Origin of the sequence: Brachybacterium hainanense (genome assembly GCF_042434575.1) — a bacterium.
GTDB lineage: Bacteria > Actinomycetota > Actinomycetes > Actinomycetales > Dermabacteraceae > Brachybacterium > Brachybacterium hainanense.
The window spans coordinates 71,095-87,056 of the sequence record NZ_JBHLSV010000004.1 but is presented as its reverse complement, the minus strand read 5'-3'; the positions used below and the strand labels follow the sequence as shown (position 1 = coordinate 87,056).

At 71.9% G+C, this 15,962-nt stretch carries 15 protein-coding genes; 8 read left to right on the top strand and 7 right to left on the bottom strand.

Features of this window, described 5'->3' with window-relative positions; translation table 11 throughout:
- Positions 1-52: 52 nt before the first annotated feature.
- The 7 genes from ACFFF6_RS04385 to ACFFF6_RS04355 all read left to right on the top strand — a co-directional run bounded on the left by ACFFF6_RS04385 (position 53) and on the right by ACFFF6_RS04355 (position 8,173).
- Complete coding sequence (locus ACFFF6_RS04385; RefSeq protein WP_376978556.1) at positions 53-1,012, top strand: ribokinase; 960 nt, start codon at positions 53-55, stop codon at positions 1,010-1,012.
- Between the two features lie 150 nt (positions 1,013-1,162).
- Positions 1,163-2,533, top strand: a complete 1,371-nt coding sequence (locus ACFFF6_RS04380; RefSeq protein WP_376978554.1) for an ABC transporter substrate-binding protein — start codon at positions 1,163-1,165, stop codon at positions 2,531-2,533.
- A gap of 1 nt (position 2,534) precedes the next feature.
- Positions 2,535-3,488 (top strand): carbohydrate ABC transporter permease, encoded by a 954-nt coding sequence (locus tag ACFFF6_RS04375; protein WP_376978552.1) that lies wholly within the window; start codon positions 2,535-2,537, stop codon positions 3,486-3,488.
- Positions 3,481-4,404, top strand: a complete 924-nt coding sequence (locus tag ACFFF6_RS04370) for a carbohydrate ABC transporter permease (RefSeq protein WP_376978550.1) — start codon at positions 3,481-3,483, stop codon at positions 4,402-4,404. The genes ACFFF6_RS04375 and ACFFF6_RS04370 overlap by 8 nt, the downstream gene beginning before the upstream one ends.
- The gene (locus ACFFF6_RS04365) at positions 4,401-5,279 is read left to right on the top strand and encodes a MurR/RpiR family transcriptional regulator (RefSeq protein WP_376978548.1); all 879 of its coding nucleotides are present in this window, start codon (positions 4,401-4,403) and stop codon (positions 5,277-5,279) included. Before ACFFF6_RS04370 ends, ACFFF6_RS04365 begins: the two co-directional genes overlap by 4 nt.
- 106 nt (positions 5,280-5,385) lie before the next feature.
- Positions 5,386-7,614 carry an FAD-dependent oxidoreductase gene (locus ACFFF6_RS04360; RefSeq protein WP_376978546.1) on the top strand — a complete coding sequence of 743 codons (2,229 nt, stop codon included), beginning with the start codon at positions 5,386-5,388 and terminating at the stop codon, positions 7,612-7,614.
- Positions 7,615-7,798: 184 nt separating this feature from the next.
- Entirely contained in the window at positions 7,799-8,173 is a 375-nt protein-coding gene (locus tag ACFFF6_RS04355) for a VOC family protein (protein ID WP_376978545.1), read from the top strand.
- A 138-nt stretch (positions 8,174-8,311) separates the two neighbouring features.
- Here the strand turns inward: ACFFF6_RS04355 and ACFFF6_RS04350 are convergent, their stop codons facing one another.
- The 3 genes from ACFFF6_RS04350 to ACFFF6_RS04340 all read right to left on the bottom strand — a co-directional run bounded on the left by ACFFF6_RS04350 (position 8,312) and on the right by ACFFF6_RS04340 (position 10,253).
- On the bottom strand, positions 8,312-8,542 hold the full coding sequence (locus tag ACFFF6_RS04350; protein WP_376978543.1) for a PIN domain-containing protein: 231 nt from the start codon (positions 8,540-8,542) through the stop codon (positions 8,312-8,314).
- Between the two features lie 60 nt (positions 8,543-8,602).
- The gene (locus ACFFF6_RS04345; RefSeq protein WP_376978541.1) at positions 8,603-9,838 is read right to left on the bottom strand and encodes an ATP-binding protein; all 1,236 of its coding nucleotides are present in this window, start codon (positions 9,836-9,838) and stop codon (positions 8,603-8,605) included.
- Between the two features lie 76 nt (positions 9,839-9,914).
- Entirely contained in the window at positions 9,915-10,253 is a 339-nt protein-coding gene (locus tag ACFFF6_RS04340; protein WP_376978539.1) for an ArsR/SmtB family transcription factor, read from the bottom strand.
- A gap of 62 nt (positions 10,254-10,315) precedes the next feature.
- Between ACFFF6_RS04340 and ACFFF6_RS04335 the strand changes: the two genes are divergently transcribed.
- Positions 10,316-11,518, top strand: a complete 1,203-nt coding sequence (locus ACFFF6_RS04335; RefSeq protein WP_376978537.1) for an MFS transporter — start codon at positions 10,316-10,318, stop codon at positions 11,516-11,518.
- On the opposite strand, the gene ACFFF6_RS04330 is transcribed toward ACFFF6_RS04335, so the two are convergent.
- The 4 genes from ACFFF6_RS04330 to ACFFF6_RS04315 form a co-directional block, all read right to left on the bottom strand.
- Positions 11,511-12,317 (bottom strand): N-formylglutamate amidohydrolase, encoded by an 807-nt coding sequence (locus ACFFF6_RS04330; protein WP_376978535.1) that lies wholly within the window; start codon positions 12,315-12,317, stop codon positions 11,511-11,513. The two genes, ACFFF6_RS04335 and ACFFF6_RS04330, sit on opposite strands and share 8 nt — an antisense overlap.
- A gap of 110 nt (positions 12,318-12,427) precedes the next feature.
- Entirely contained in the window at positions 12,428-14,062 is a 1,635-nt protein-coding gene (locus ACFFF6_RS04325) for an alpha-L-arabinofuranosidase family protein (protein WP_376978533.1), read from the bottom strand.
- 48 nt (positions 14,063-14,110) lie between these two features.
- Positions 14,111-14,965 carry a carbohydrate ABC transporter permease gene (locus ACFFF6_RS04320; RefSeq protein WP_376978531.1) on the bottom strand — a complete coding sequence of 285 codons (855 nt, stop codon included), beginning with the start codon at positions 14,963-14,965 and terminating at the stop codon, positions 14,111-14,113.
- A 3-nt stretch (positions 14,966-14,968) separates the two neighbouring features.
- Positions 14,969-15,931 carry a carbohydrate ABC transporter permease gene (locus ACFFF6_RS04315; protein ID WP_376978529.1) on the bottom strand — a complete coding sequence of 321 codons (963 nt, stop codon included), beginning with the start codon at positions 15,929-15,931 and terminating at the stop codon, positions 14,969-14,971.
- Positions 15,932-15,962: the final 31 nt, after the last annotated feature.

Sequence of the window (15,962 nt, the reverse complement as noted above, 5' to 3'; positions counted from 1 at the left end):
ACACGTCGGCCCCGATCCACCGCACTGCAGCCGCACACCTCAGGAGACCTCCATGGCCCGTCCTTGCTCCTCCGTCCCCGCCATCCTCGTCGTCGGCTCGATCAACGTCGACCTGCTCGTCCGCGTCGATCGCCATCCCTGCCCCGGCGAGACGGTCCCGGGGGAAGGGGGGGAGCTGTTGCCCGGCGGGAAGGGCGCGAACCAGGCGGTGGCCGCGGCCCGGCTCGGCGGGCGGGTCGCGATGCTGGGGGCCGTGGGGTCCGATGCCGCGGCGGCCACGGCCCTGTCCGCCCTGCGCGACAGCGGCGCCGCGACCGAGCAGGTCCTCGCCCTGCCCGGCCCCACGGGCCAGGCGATCGTGACCGTCGCGGCGGACGGCGAGAACGCGATCATCGTGATCCCCGGCGCGAACGCGCGGGTCGACGGCGACCGGGTGCGCTCCTGCGCGTCCCTCATCGCCTCCGCCGGCATCGTCGTCTCGCAGGGGGAGATCCCCGCCTCCGGGATCGAGGCCCTCGCCCCGCTGGTGCGAGGGCGGTTCCTGCTCAACCCCGCCCCGGTCATCCCGCTGCCCGCGGAGGTGCTGCGTGCCGCCGACCCCCTGGTCGTCAATGAGCACGAGGCCGGCCTCGTCCTGGCCGGGCTCGGGGTGCCGGCGGCGGACATCCCCGCCGCGCCGCAGGGCATGCTGCGCGCGCTGCGGGGTCAGGGCATCCGGGCGGCGGTGCTGACGCTGGGGGCGCAGGGGGCGCTCGTGTCCGATGGGACCGGCACCTGGCACGTCCCCGCCGCGCGCGTGGAGGCCGTCGACACGACCGGTGCGGGCGACGCGTTCATCGGCGCCCTCGCCGTCGAGCTGTCCCGGGGGAAGGACCTCGTGGAGGCCGCGCGGCTGGCCTGCCGGGTCGGCGCGGCGGCGGCCACCTCCGCGGGCGCCCAGCCCAGCTACCCGCGCGCGGGCGACCCGCTGCCGGAGCTCGCCGGGGAGGTCACGGCTCTGCCGGAGGCATGACGCACCGGGGGCGTTCGCCGGATCCCCGGCAGGGCGTCAACCCCTCGGACTGCACAATATTTTCAGTACGCCTTGACCTTCCGCCTTCGTGGTGTAATTCTTGTGCACGTCCGCTTCCTCTCCCCGCGCGATGATGCGTCGGAGGTCTCCATGGCACGTCCCCTGCCCGCCGTCCCCTCGCCGCCCGGTGCGGACCGCGCCGCGGCGCACGCTCCGCGGTCCCCCCTCCCGTCCCTGAGCCGGCGCCGCTTCGGCGGCATGATCGGCGCCGCAGCAGCCGCGACCCTCGCAGGCTGCGGATCCACCTCGACGGCCGTCGACATGGACACCCTGCAGGTCTGGGGCGGCGTGCCGCCGGAGAACGGGCCGCAGCAGCTCATCGACCGCTACCTCGAGAAGCATCCCGACCGCTCGGTGCGCTACACCCGCTTCGTCAACGACGACCGCGGGAACCTCAAGGTCAACACGGCGCTGCAGGGCGGCGTGGACATCGACGTCTTCTTCACCTACGACTCCGCGAACCTCGCCCTGCGCGCGGGCTCGGGGATGGCCGCGGACCTCTCCGATCTGGTCCGCTCGACACCTGCGCTCGCGCCGTTCCTCGACACCGACGAGCCGAAGGCGCTCGTCGACGGGGATCGGATCACGGCGCTCGCGACCACGAAGGAGCCGAACCTCGTGCTGCTGCGCGAGGACCTGCGCGAGGAGGCGGGGATCGCCCTGCCGCAGGCGTGGGACCTCGCGGAGTACCTCGAGACGGTCCGAGCCCTCGCCCGGCCGGACCGCTACGGCACGTACATGCTCCCCGACCTTCCCCGCATCGAGCTGGGCCCGAACTTCTGGTACGCGACGGACGGCGGATCGAACTTCGAGCATCCCGCCTTCCTGCATCATCTCGCCCTGTCCGCAGAGATGATCCGCGAGGGGTCGATCTTCCCGTGGACGCAGGTGATGGCCCGTCACATCGAGGCGTACCAGCAGAACTACTTCATCGCCGGGGACTTCGCGATCTGGGGCACCGCTCCCTTCAGCCTGCGCTTCCTGCAGGACCCCGAGGAGTACCCGCACGAGTTCCTCACCTCCTGCGCACCGATGCCGACGATCGACGGCGCGGACTGGAACAGCGGCGTGTTCGGCAACTACATCCAGGTCAGCGCCCGCAGCCCCAAGCAGGAGCTGGCCCGGGAGTTCGTCGCGTTCTGGCTGACCGAGGGCGCGCTGGACATGGCGCTCGGCGGGAAGATCCCGGCCCTGGACGTGGTCGAGCCCGACGTCCTGCTCGAGGCGCTGCTGGGCGAGCAGCGGGAGGAGTTCTTCGATGTGGAGTCATTCCGCCGCACCCTGTTCGCGACGGACCCGAGGCTGTTCGTGGACACCGACCTGACCGCGGTCGCCGAGATCACCCAGACCTACGAGCAGCAGCGCGACGTGTGCTGGCTGCTCGAGCGCACCCCGGAGGCGGCGGTCGCGACGATCCACGCCGATGCCGATGCGCTCATCGACCGCTTCCGGGAGGACTGAGATGACCACCTCCGCAGCCCCATCGACCGCGGCCGCATCCGGCCCGGCCCCCGCGTCTCCCCGCCGCCGCTCCCCCGCCGAACCGAAGGCCCTGGTGGGCTGGCTGTTCATCGCCCCCAACCTGCTGGGCGTCGCCCTGTTCACCTTCGTGCCGCTCGTCTCGGTGGTCCTGCTGTCCTTCACCGAGTGGAACCTGGTCTCGGGCTTCGAGGGCATCGAGCTCGTGGGCGTCGACAACTTCGTGTTCGTCCTGCAGGACCCGACGTTCTGGCGCAGCCTGCTGATCACCGTGGTCTACGCGGGAGCGGCGGTGCCGCTGACCCTCGCGGCGGGTCTGCTGCTGGCGATGGCGCTGAACCGGGATCTGCCGGCCCGCGGGCTGCTGCGTGCCTGCTTCTTCATCCCGTACATCGTCAACGTCGTCGCGATCGGCATGACGTGGATGATGCTCCTGGACCCCTCGGCGGGGCTCCTGAACCAGTTCCTGGGCTCTCTGGGCCTCGAGCATCTGCCCGGCTGGTTCGCGTCCTCGCGCTGGGCGCTGCCCGCGCTGATCCTCGTGACCGTGTGGGCGCAGGCCGGGTATGCATGCCTGATCTACCTCTCCGCCCTGCAGGACGCGCCCGTGCAGCTGTACGAGGCGGCGCGCATCGACGGCGCCGGACGCACGCGCATGTTCCGCGCGATCACCTGGCCCGCGCTCCTGCCGGCCTCCCTGTTCCTGCTGGTCACCCTGTTCGTGGGGATCTCGCAGAGCTTCGGCATGATCGCGCTCATCACGAACGGCGGACCGGGGTCCTCGACGACCACCCTGTCGTTCTACATGTACCAGACGAGCTTCCAGTTCTACCGCTTCGGATACGCCTCCGCCGTGGGGCTCGTGACGTTCCTGGGAATCTTCGCGCTCATGCTGCTCATGTGGCGCCTGCAGCGAGGGAGGGCCCTCCATGACTGACGCGACCCGCACGGCCGGGGCCCGGGGCCCGGCATCGGCCGCATCCGTCGATCCGCGCACGAGCGTCGCGGCCCGCCGGGCGCAGCGCCGCCGCCGCGAGCTCCTGCGACGCTGGGGCTGGGGCGTGCCGCTGTGGCTGCTCGCCCTGCTGTTCCTCCTGCCCTTCGCGTGGATGATCTCGACCTCGCTGAAGCCGGACGTCGACGCCTTCACGGTGCCGATGCGGTGGATCCCGCGCGATGTGCGCTGGGAGAACTACCTCGAGGTGCTGTTCGGGGAGGGATCGATCCTCCCGGCCTTCGGGAACTCGGTCCTCGTGGCCCTGCTGCGCGTGGCCGGCGAGCTGACCACGGCGACTCTGGCCGGCTACGCCTTCGCGCGCCTGCGCTTCCGCGGACGCGGGCCCGTGTTCATCGCCTACCTCGCGACCTCGCTGATCCCCGCGCAGCTGCTGCTCGTGCCGCGGTTCGTGTACTTCCAGAAGCTGGGGCTGTACGACTCGTTGTGGGCGCTGATCCTGCCGGGAATGTTCACGGTGCTGGGCACCTTCCTCATGCGGCAGTTCTTCATCGCGCAGCCCGGGGAGTTCGCGGAGGCGGCGCGCATCGACGGCGCGAACGAATGGCAGATCTTCCGCCGCATCTACCTGCCCACGGCGATGCCGATGATCAGCGCGCTCGCGATCCTCACCTTCGTGTGGTCCTGGAACGACTTCGAGACGCCGCTGGTGTTCCTGTCCACCCCGGAGTCGTTCACGCTGCCTCTGGCGCTGACCAGCTTCACCGACGAGACGGGAGCGATGGCGCCGGGCGTGTCCATGGCCGCCGCGGTCATCTCGATCCTCCCTATCCTCGTGGTGTTCCTCATCTTCCAGCGCCGCTTCGTGCAGGCCATGACCGAGAGCGCCCTCAAATGAGCACTGACACCCCCTCCCCTGCGAGGCCGGCCCTGACCGCGCTGCGCGAGGAGCTGCCCTCCCTGAACCCGACCATGCGCCGGGTCGCCGAGGCGATCCTCGCCGATCCCGACGCCGCGGGCTCCCTGAGCATCACGACGCTCGGAGCCCGCGCCGATGCTCCTCCCGCGACGGTGTCGCGCCTCGCGGGGCGCCTCGGGTACGCCGGGTTCCCGCAGCTGCGCTCCGCGATCGCGGTCGAGAACGGCCGCAACGCCCAGGACGGCTGGGCCCGCGACATCGGCAGCGCGATCACCCCGCGGGACTCCGCGGCCGATGTCCTCGACATCCTCGCGGGCACCGCGGCGCGGGCGCTGCGGGAGGCGGTCTCCGGCATCGACATCGGTGCCGCGCAGGAGGCGGCGGCGGTGATCGCGGGCGCCGAGCGGGTCCTGCTGTACGGCGAATGGGGCGACTCGGTGGCTCTGCGGGAGCTGCACCTGCGGTTGCAGCGCATCGGCGTGGCGGCCTGGTTCCTGGAGGGCGGGCCGGTCACAGTCCGCACCCTGTCGGCGACGCTGACCTCGCGCGACGCGGTCGTCGTGCTGAACCGCTCAGGGGCCGACGGCATCGCCGCACGCCTGCTGGCCGATGCCTCCTCCGCGGGCGCCGCGACCGTCGCCGTGCACGGCGCGCCCGGATCCGCCGTCGACGAGGCGGCGGGGATCAGCGTGTTCACCGGCATCCGCGACGGCGAGGTGTGGACCCAGCACTACTCGGGCCGGGCGAGCGACACCCTCGTGACCAGTCTGCTGTGGGTGCTCGTCGCACAGCTGCGCTCGGTCGACGGGACCCGCCGCTACGTCGACGACGGCGCCCTCGAGGACCCCCGCTGAGGGGACCGGGCCCCATCCCCACGCAGAGGGGCCCAGGGCGCCTCGGCGCCCGCTGACCTGCGGTGCCATCGGGCCCGCGCACACCCTCCGGAAAGGACGATCCATCGTGATCGAGGAGACCATCGAGACCGACATCGCCGTGCTGGGCGGGGGCCTGGCGGGCATCTGCGCCGCCCTCGGCGCGGCCCGCCGCGGCCGCCGCGTGGTGCTCGCGCAGAACCGTCCCGTGCTGGGCGGGAACTCCTCGAGCGAGGTGCGGGTGTGGGTGTGCGGGGCGACAGCGCACGGGATCCACCTGTTCGCCCGGGAGACCGGCATCATGGGCGAGCTGTACGTGGAGAACCAGTTCCGCAATCCGGAGGGGAACCCCTACTACTGGGACCTCCTGCTCGAGGAGACGGTCCGCGCGGAGCCGAACATCACCCTGCTGCTGAACACGGACGTCACCGAGGTGACGGCGGACGGTCCGCCCGAGCGGCGCACGATCCGGTCGGTGACCGGCTGGATGAGCGGCTCCGAGCGGCGCATCACGATCGTGGCGCCGACCTTCGTGGACTGCACGGGCGACGGGCTCGTGGGGCATCTCGCCGGGGCGGAGCACATGAGCGGGCGCGAGGCGCGGGAGCAGTTCGGGGAGTCATGGGCTCCCGAGGCCCCCGACGGCAACATGCTCGGCAGCACGATCCTGTTCTCCTCCCGGGACACGGGGGTCCCCTCGAAGTTCGTGCCGCCCCCCTTCGCGGTCGACGTGGTCGCCGCGGGGATCCCGGAGCACCGCGTGATCCGGCAGGACATGCGCGGCTGCGCGTTCTGGTGGATCGAATGGGGCGGCGAGCTGGACGTCGTCCACGACGACGCGCGGATCCGCCAGGAGCTGCAGGCCGTCTGCTACGGGCTGTGGGACCACATCAAGAACTCGGGGCGGTTCGATGCGGACACGCTGACCCTCGAATGGGTGGGGGCCGTGCCCGGCAAGCGCGAATATCGCCGGTTCGTGGGCGAGCACGTCCTGACCCAGCATGATGTGCTGGGCCAGACCGAGTTCGAGGACCGGATCGGCTTCGGCGGCTGGTCGATCGACCTGCACCCTTCCGGCGGGGTGTACGCGACCGAGCCCGGCTCACGGCACTGGCATCCGGAGGGGAACTACCATCTCCCGCTGCGCTCGCTGTTCTCGCGGAACGTCACGAACCTGTGGATGGCCGGGCGCGACATCAGCGCGAGCCATGTCGCCTTCGGCTCGACACGGGTGATGGCGACCTGCGCCGTGCTCGGGGAGGCGGCGGGGATCGGTGCGGCCCTCGCCCAGGAGCTGGGCTCGAGCCCGTCCGCGCTCGCCGGGGAGCATGTCGCGCAGCTGCGTCGGGCGATGGTCCGGGCCGATGCCTCCGTGCTGGGGGTCGAGAACGACGATCCGGCCGATCTCGCGCTGCAGGCGCAGGTCATCGCATCCTCGGCGAAGACCCGTCTCGCCAGCGAGCGAAGCGCCGGCACCCGGGTGCTCGCCGATGACCTGGGGCTCGTCCTGCCGGTGGATCCGGCGCTGGACGGCGTCGAGATCCTCGTCGACGCAGCGCACCCGACCGAGCTGCACGCTGCGCTCCATGCGACCTCGAAGCCGCAGAACTATCTGCCCGATGCCGAGGTCCAGCAGGTCCGCGTCCCCGTCGCCGAGGGGCGCTCCTGGGTGCGCCTGCCGCTGGCCTGGGAACCGGGATCCGCGCGCAACGCCTTTCTCACCCTGCACGCGAACCCGGACCTCGCCGTCCATGAGGGCGAGCACGTCGAGCCGGGGACGGTGACGATGATCCACCGGGAGATGCCGGAGGACGAGCAGTGGACCGAGCAGTGGCGGCACTGGAAGGAGACCCTGCACGGTCGCGGGATCTGCTTCCGCGCCATCGCGCCCACGCGGGCCTTCCGCCCCGAGCAGGTCCGCGGCGGTTACGCCCGGCCCTACGGCGGGCCGAACATGTGGGTCTCCGGCCCCGCGGCCGAGGACCCGCAGCCCTGGCTCGAGCTGGTCTGGGAGGCTCCGCAGCAGGTACGGGAGGTCGACGTGATCTTCGACGACGACGTCAACGAGGACCTCATCAACCTGCACCATCACCGCACGGAGGCGGAGATCATGCCGACCCTGGTGCGCAGCGCCCGGCTCGAGGGGCGGATCGGCGGCAGCTGGCGCACCCTGGCCTCTCTCGAGGAGAACCGTCGTCGCCGCTGGAGCGTGGATCTCGGCGAGGAGCAGGAGCTCGAGGCCCTGCGCCTGGTCGCGCTCGACACCCACGGCGCCCCCGGGGCCCGCGTCGTCGCGGTGCGGACGTACGCGGGGTGAGCCCGGGAGGCACGCCTGCCGCACCACCCCTCGCCGCGTCCTGCGGGCCTGCAGTAGGATTCCCCCGATGATGACCAGTCAGGCCCCTGCAGGCCGCTCCCGGAACGGCGATCTGGTCGTTCCCTGATCCGCGCTCCTCCGCGTGCGAGTCGACCCCGATCACCCGCACGACACAAGGAGACCCATGACAGCGCATTTCAACCACACGATCATCGCCTCGACCGATCCCGGTCGGATGGCCGCCTTCTATCGCGACCTGCTCGAGGCCGAGGAGGCCCCGTCCTGGGGCCCGTTCACGAACCTGCAGATCGGCGGCGGCGTCCTGCTGCAGTTCGCCACCCCGCCGATGGAGTTCCCGCCGCAGCACTACGCGTATCTCCTGGACGACGCGCACTTCGACCGGGCGCTCGCCCTGATCCGCGAGCGCGGCCTCGAGCACTGGGCGGACCCGCAGCGGTCCCAGCCCGGGGAGATCAACGCCGAGCACGGCAGCCGCGGCGTGTACCTGCTGGACCCGTCGGGGCACTACCTCGAGCTGATCACGCGACCGTATCTGTGAGCGGCGGGCGGGGTCGGGCATCGAGCCGCCCGGCCCCGCCGTCCACGACATCAGGACGGCCGCTCACCGCACCTGCGCCGCGGATCACCGCGTCGCAGGCCGAGCCTCATCACGGCTGTACAGCGCGGAGCTCGACCCTCAGCCGCCGTCGGCCCCGCTCTCGACGTTCGACGGAGCCCCTCCGGTCCGGGCGACAACCCGCACGTCGAGACCGTCGATGCCCTCGAAGTCCGCGGGGTTCACCGTGAAGACGGGCAGTCCGCGGGACATGGCGATGGCGGCGTTGAGCGCATCGTCGGCGCAGGCGGCGGGCTTGCGTCCGGTGGAGCGGAGCGAGGCGGCGATTCCTCCGAATGCGCGAGCGGCCACCGCGTCGAGGGGAAGGGGATCGAAGTCCGCCTCTGCCTGCTCGGCAAGAAGACGCACGGGTCAGGCGACCGCGGGCCAGTCGGTGGCCAGGTACGCCTCGACGGCGCGGTGCCGGAACGTGTACGGGCTGCCGCGGCGGATGATCCCCCGCTGGGTGTCGAGGCGCTGGGTGGTGGGGCCCGCCTTCGCCGCTGCGGACAGGCCTGCCGCCTCGGCGATCCGCGTGAGCCTCCGTTCCTGCGGCGCCAGGCTCGCCATGGCCTCGACGAACTCTCGCTCCCGCGCAGGCAGGCGCTCGAGGATCCGCACGACGTGGGATTCCGCCTCCCCCTCCGCAGATCGCCATCCCTCGGCGACGTCCTCCCGGGTGATCAGGTCTCCGGTCCCGGCGTACCAGGCCCGCTCCCCCGCCAGCTGGAAGAGGAAGGGCTCGCCGCAGCATCGTTCGATGATCGCGTCGCGGGCCTGGGGTGTCATCCGCACCCGCCCGGGAAGGCCCGCAGGGCCTGAGACCGGCCAGCCGGGGAGGACGAAGGGCTGCAGGGCTGCCGCGAGGTCGTCATCGGCGATCGCCGCCAGCGTCGTCGTCTGGAAGCGCCGCGCGAAGGTCGCCCCCTTGCGGGCCCCGGCCATGTCGGCGAACTCCGGCAGCCCCGTCAGATACACCGCGATGGGCAGGGTGCGCAGCAGACGCCCCCCACCGGGCACCTCGACCTCCTCCTCGTGAGCAAGGCTGTCTCCGAGCGCGATGAGCAGCTGGGACAGCGCATCCCCCCGGGTGACGTTCTGCATCTCGTCGATGTGGATCATCACGAGGACGTCGCCGCGACGGGCGGCCTCCCGCCCGATCTCGAGGATGAGATCGGACAGCGCACTGTAGGGTTCGGGGCCGTCCTTCGCACGCATCGACAGCGAGAGCCCTGCGGCCGCGACCGTCTCGACACGCTCCAGCAGCGATCCGATCCGCTGTTCCCGAGAGGCTGGGAGTCCTGCCTGCCGGGCCAGCTCGAGCAGCGCCGCCGCAACCGGCTTGAGCGGGTCCGCCCCCAGCGGGATCCGCAGCTGCGGGGTGATCCAGTCACCCAGGGCCGCTGCTTCCGAGGCGAGCCGGCGCACCAGCGAGGACTTCCCGAGCCCGGCTTCGCCGAGGATGGTGCGCCCTCGTTCGGGAAGGCCTGCGAGACGCCGCGGTCGGACGACGCTGCGCCAGTCGTCCAGATGTGTGAGGCGTCCGGCCCAGACCTCGGGGACGCTGTCGGAGCCAGGGCTGAAGGGAGAGTTCAAGGGAGTGCGCATGATGATAAATTTATCAGACACCCGTTTCCTTGGTAAATTTACCAGCCCGCAGCCTCGCGCCATCCGAGCCCGCCGCTCAGCGCACCGCTTTGACGCCCACCTCGCTCGCGCCGGAGGCATCGGCCGCGAGCACGCTGTCGAGCAGACCGGGGAAGCGGGTCTCGAGGTCCTCGCGGCGCAGTCGGACGTAGCAGCGCGTCCCCTCCTCCCGGGTGCGGGTGACGCCGGCCGAGCGCAGCACCTGGAGGTGGCGGCTCAGGGTGGAGGGGGCGACGGGCGCGTCGAGCTCCCCCCATTGCCGTTCGGCGTCATCGGCCAGGAGCCGCACGATCCCGAGGCGCACCGGGTTCGACAGCGCGGACAGCACCGTGGTCAGGGGCACGGCGGCGAGGTCGGGGTGGGGCTGGCTGGACATGGTACGAGTATCCCATCTAGCCTCTTGTTCGTACTTCGTCGAATAACGAACATTGGAGATCCGTGCCCCACCGCCCCCTCTGGCTGCTCGGCCTGTTCCTCGCCGCCCTCTCCCTCGGGACCGACGAGTTCGTCATCGCCGGCCTGCTGCCGGAGATCTCCCGCGACCTCTCCGTGAGCATCGGCGCCGCCGGGCAGCTCGTGACCGCCTTCGCCCTCGCCTTCGCCCTCGGCGCCCCGGTCCTCGGCATCCTGTGCGATCCGCTGCCGCGGCGCACGGTGCTCATCGCGGCGCTCGCGCTCTTCGCCCTCGTGAACGTCACCGCCGCCTTCGCGCCGGGGATCACGACGCTCCTGCTGCTGCGCATCGCGGCTGGCCTCACCGCCGCGGCCATCTCTGCGACCGCCTTCGCCGCCGCCGCGCAAGCCGCCCCCGAGGGCCGCCAGGGCGCTTTCCTGGCCATCGTCACCGCCGGGCTCACCGTCGCCCTGTTCACCGGGGTGCCGCTGGGCGCCTGGTTCGGCGGGCTCTTCGGCTGGCGCGCGACGTTCCTGCTCATCGCCGCCGTCGCCCTGCTCGCGCTGCTCACGATCGCTGCCCGGCTCCCCCACCTGCCGGGGCAGGACGGCGGCTCCCTCGCCGCGCGCCTCGCGCCGCTGCGCAGCATGCCCGTGCTGCGCCTCGTGCTCGCCGTGACGCTCGCGGGCAGCGGCGGCCTCATGCTCTACAGCTATCTCGCGCCGCTCCTCGCGCATGCCCGGGGCGGCACCTCGATGCTGCCGATGATCCTGCTGCTGATCGGCCTGATCGGCGTACCCTCCGCGCTGCTGGGCGGACGGCTCGCCGACCGCCTGGGCGGCCGGGCCTCCCGGATGAGCGTCCTGGCCGGCCACGCCCTCGCCCTCGCGCTGCTCACGATCATCATCGGCACCCGGGCGCCGCTGCCGGTGTTCCTGCTGGGCCTCGCCCTGTGGTCGGTCTTCGCCTGGGCGCTCAACCCCCCGCTGCAGGCCAGCACGATCGAGGCGGCGCCCGGGTCCCCGATGACCGCCGTCGCCCTGAACATCTCCGGGCTGTACCTCGGCACGGCCGTGGCGGGCGCCGCCGGCGGAGTCGTCGTCGAGACGCTGGGCGCGGCGTGGATCCCGCCGATCGCCGCGGCGCTGCTCGCGCTCGCGCTGCTCAGCGCATCGTTCGGGACCCGGCGGGCTCACGCTCCCGGGCGGGCCGATGCTCCAGGGCCCGAGGCGTGCACGGTCAGCTGACGCAGAAGTGGTCCTCCACCTTCCGCACCAGATCACTCAGAGCGGCCCCGAGCCGTGCGACCTCGGCCTCGCGCATCTGCCCCGATCGCTCGTCCATGTACTGGTCGCGGCGGATCTCGAGCATGACCGACTGCACCCGCGCGTCGCGCCCGTAGTGCGGCAGCGGCACGTAGGAGCCGTGGAAGGTCTGGTTGTCGCCCTGCTCGAACCCGGCGAACGCCGCGGCCACCATGTCCCGCAGCGCCGGGGTCATGTGCGGGGCCTCGTAGCCGATGCACAGCGGCGGCCTGGGCTCCTCGGTGTACAGCTCATGCGGCTCCGGATAGGTGTGGTACGAGTGCACATCGATGATGACCGCTGTCCCGTGACGGGCGAGCGCCTGCTCGACCAGCTGCGTCATCCGCGCGGAGTGCGCGTCGAAGAAGGCCATGAGCCCTGCGCGCTCCCCGGTCGCGACCTCGCGGATCACCTGCCGCTGCGAGCCATGCGTGTACAGCACGCCCATGCCGACGGCGTTCTTCTCCTCCTCGGGCCCGGGGAAGCGCTCGACGTCGACGACCAGCCGGGACAGCAGATCGATCATGACGCTGGCCTGCGTGGACGTCGCAGCGATCCGGGCCAGCCGGTCGACGCCGTGGTCCGTCATGATGCGGATCTCCTCGGCGAGCTCCGTCTCGCCGAGGCGAAACTGTCCGCGCACCGCTGCGGGCACGGCGATGCCGCCATGGGGCGCGTGGAGGATCACCGGCGAGGAGCCGGTGCGATCACGGACCTCGGTCCAGTCCTCGACCTCGATCATGGGGCGTCCTTCCGCGGCGAGGGCGGGCGCGGGCCTCGCGCGCCCGGCCCCTGTCGCTCACACGCTAGGGGGCGGCTCCGACACGCGGAGCTCTCCCGGCGGCCCGTCGATCAGCGCACCTCCCATGACAGCACCGTGATGGCATGGGCCGGGACCGTGACCGCTCCCCCGGTCACCTGCACGGTGCTCTCGCGGATGCCCAGCACGTCCGGCTGCGCGAGGCTGTTCGCGGCGAACAGATCCGGGGCGTCCGCCCCCAGCGTGTGCGCCGTGACCGTCCCGTCCAGGGGCAGGCCGTCCACGTCGAGGAGCACCTCGAGGTCCGCATCGGCGGAGCGGTTGATGATCGCGGCGAAGCGTCGGGTGCCGTCCCCGGAGGCGGAGGCGCTCACATCCAGCAGCCCCACGGCCGCGCTCGTCTCCCGGCAGTGCGCCTCGCCGCCCCAGCCCTGCTCGTGCCGGACGGGCCGGGTGACGGCGGGGCCGCAGACCCGCACGGGCAGGGGCACGGTGCCGAAGTGGTTCAGGTACAGGTCCCACACGTGGTAGGTCGCCGAGCGCACGAGACCGCCCTCGCGCACGGCCAGCAGGCCGTTGGCGTTGACGAGGTTGACGGTGTTCGCCATCGTCACCGGGACGTCGTTCCCGGCGGTCCGATGGATCGCGTGGAAGACGCCGGAGTAGAACAGCGCATCGGCCAGGGTGCGCGGCGAGTAGCGGCTGACCCGCCAGCCGTTCTCCCCGGCGACGCCGGGCGCATCGGCGGCCCCGGAGGTGTCGCGCGGGGAGATCCCGCCCTCGGCCCCGGGCTGCGGCTCCTCCCAGGTCCGCGGCTCGTAATGGCGCATGTTCCATTCGTCGAAGGCGATCTCCAGCGGGTGCTCGATCCCGTGCCGGGCGGCGGCCGCGGCGATCTTCGCGGAGAAGCCCTGGAGGACCTGCTCGAACCAGAGGGCCTGGGAGACGATCGCGTCGAACTCCTCGCGGGAGGGATCCACGAGGTGGAATCCGGCCCCGTAGGCGTGGACGGAGAACCAGTCGACGATCTCGCCGAGCTCGCGCACCACGACGTCGGTCCAGCGGTCCTCGTCCAGTCCGACGGCGACGAAGCGGATCGTGCCGTCGACGGCACGCATGAACCGCGCGTGCTCGCGCGCGTCGGCCGCGTACTGCTCGGGGCTGCGGTGGCCCATCTGCCAGGGGCCGTACACCTCGTTGCCCAGGCCCCAGATCGGCACGGGACGGGCGGGGTCGATGCCGTCGGCGGCGCGGCGGCGGGTCATCTCCGTGTCGCCGGCGTAGTTGGTGTACTCGACCCAGCGCACGGCGTCGTCGACGCTGCGGCAGCTGTGGGCGAGGTAGGGCGTGGCGCCGGTGGCCTCGCACCAGGCGAGGAACTCGGGGGTGCCGAAGCGGTTGGTCTCCTCCGAGCCCCAGGCGAGCTCGAGGCGCCGGGGCCGCTGCTCGCGGGGGCCGGTGCCGTCCTGCCACCAGGAGGCGGAGGTGAAGTTGCCGCCGGGCCAGCGCACGACCGGCATGCCGAGCTCGCGGCAGGCGTCGATCACGTCCTGCCGGCAGCCGTCGAGCGGACCGTCGGCGACGACGGAGAGCGGGGAGCCCTCGTCGAGCACGCCGCCCTCGATGTTGCCGAAGAAGGCGGATTCGAGGAAGTGGCCGTAGATCTTCCGGTCGAGGGGGCGCAGCCCGGGGGCGTCGGTGATCTCGATGCGGGCGGGGATGGTCATGATGTCCTCTCGGAGGGGCGGGTCGGGTGCGGATGGGGATGGGGCTGGTCAGCCCTTGATGCCGCTCGTGGAGACGCCCTCGATGATCCAGCGCTGGGCGAGCACGTACAGGGCGAGCACGGGGACGCTGGCGATGATCGCTCCGGCCATCATCACGTCGTAGCGGGTGCCGTTCTCCGCCTGCAGCAGCCGCAGCCCGGAGGGCAGGGTCTGCATCTCGCTGCTGAACAGGACGAAGACTGGCCACAGGTAGTCGTTCCAGCTACCCAGGAAGGCGAGGACGACGAGGGTGGCCACGGCCGGGCGGGCCAGCGGCAGCATGACGCGCGTGAAGGTGCTCCACTGCGTGCAGCCGTCGACGACGGCGGCCTCCTCGAGCTCCCGCGGGATCGCCGCGAAGAACTGCCGCAGGAAGAACACGCCGAAGGCGCCGGCCGCGCCGGGGATGATCAGCGCGGCGTAGCTGTTGAGCCAGCCCAGGGAGTTCACGATGAGGAAGTGCGGGATCAGCATGACCACGGCGGGCACGAACATGGTGGCCAGCACGACGGCCATGATGAGCGTGCGTCCCCGGAAGGGCATGCGGGCGAGGGCGTATGCGGCGAGGACGGCCAGCACGACGGTCAGGGCGCTGTGCGCGACGGCGACCAGGAGGCTGTTGCCGACCCAGCGCAGGACCGGGGTGGAGCCGTCGCCCAGGATGTGGCGGAACGCGCCGAGCGTGGGCCGCTGGGGCAGGAGGTGGAACTCGGCGGAGATCGACTCGGCCGGGGTCTTGAAGGCGGTGCCTGCCATGTACACCAGCGGCAGGGCGAAGATGCAGGTCAAGCCGATGAGCACGGCCCAGAGGGCGAGCCTGCGCGGGCGCAGGGACCTGCGGCGGGACGGGAGCTGTCGCGTCATGGGTCATGCCTTCCCGACGAGGCGGAAGATCTGGTTCACCAGCAGGCTCGCGAGGATCAGGCACAGGGCGAGGATCATGCTCATGGCGCTCGCCATGCCGATGTCGTAGGACTGCATGCCGGTCACGGCGATGTAGCCGATCGCGGTGCGGGTGCCTCCGCCGGGCTGCTCCTGCGTGATCAGCGCGGACTGGCCGTACATGTTGGCGGAGGCGATGATCGTGATGAGGACGACGAACTGCAGGACGCGGCGCATGTGGGGGATGGTCACGACCCAGAGGCGGCGCCAGGCGCCGGCGCCGTCGATGCGCGCGGCCTCGTGGAGCTCGACGGGGACGTCCTGCAGGGCGGCCAGGTAGATCACGGCGTTGAAGCCGGCCGTCCACCACACGGTCACGCCCACGAGGGAGACCCAGCCCGCGGGCAGGGAGGTGGTCCAGGCGACGTGGTCGGGCAGCCCGAGGACCCCGAGCAGATGGTTCACGGGGCCCACGCGCGCATCCAGCAGGAAGTGCCACAGGACGCCGACGACGGCGACGCCCAGCACATAGGGCGCGAAGTACACGGCGCGGAAGAAGGTGCGGCCCCGGAAGCGGAGGTTCAGCAGGAGGGCGAGCGCGAAGGGCACCGTGACCAGCAGCGGCACGGATGCCGCCGTGAAGATCGCGGTCACGCGCATGCCGCTCCAGAACTCCTCGGACAGCACGCCGCGCCCCGACAGGAGCGTCGCGTAGTTCTCGAGCCCGACGAAGCCGCCGCGCTCGAAGCCGAGGATCCACTGCCGCAGGCTCGAGAAGGCCAGCACGAGGATGGGCGTCAGCACGAACACGGCGAACAGGACCAGGAACGGAGCGACGAACAGGTACGGGGTGACGGGGTGGCCGCGGCGGATCCTCCGGGGGGCCGCGCGCTGCGGCGACGGCGCCCGGGGTCGGGGCGGGCTCAGGGGCGGAGCTGCGCTGCTCATCGGCCCTCTCCTCTCGGTGCTCCGCCTCGCG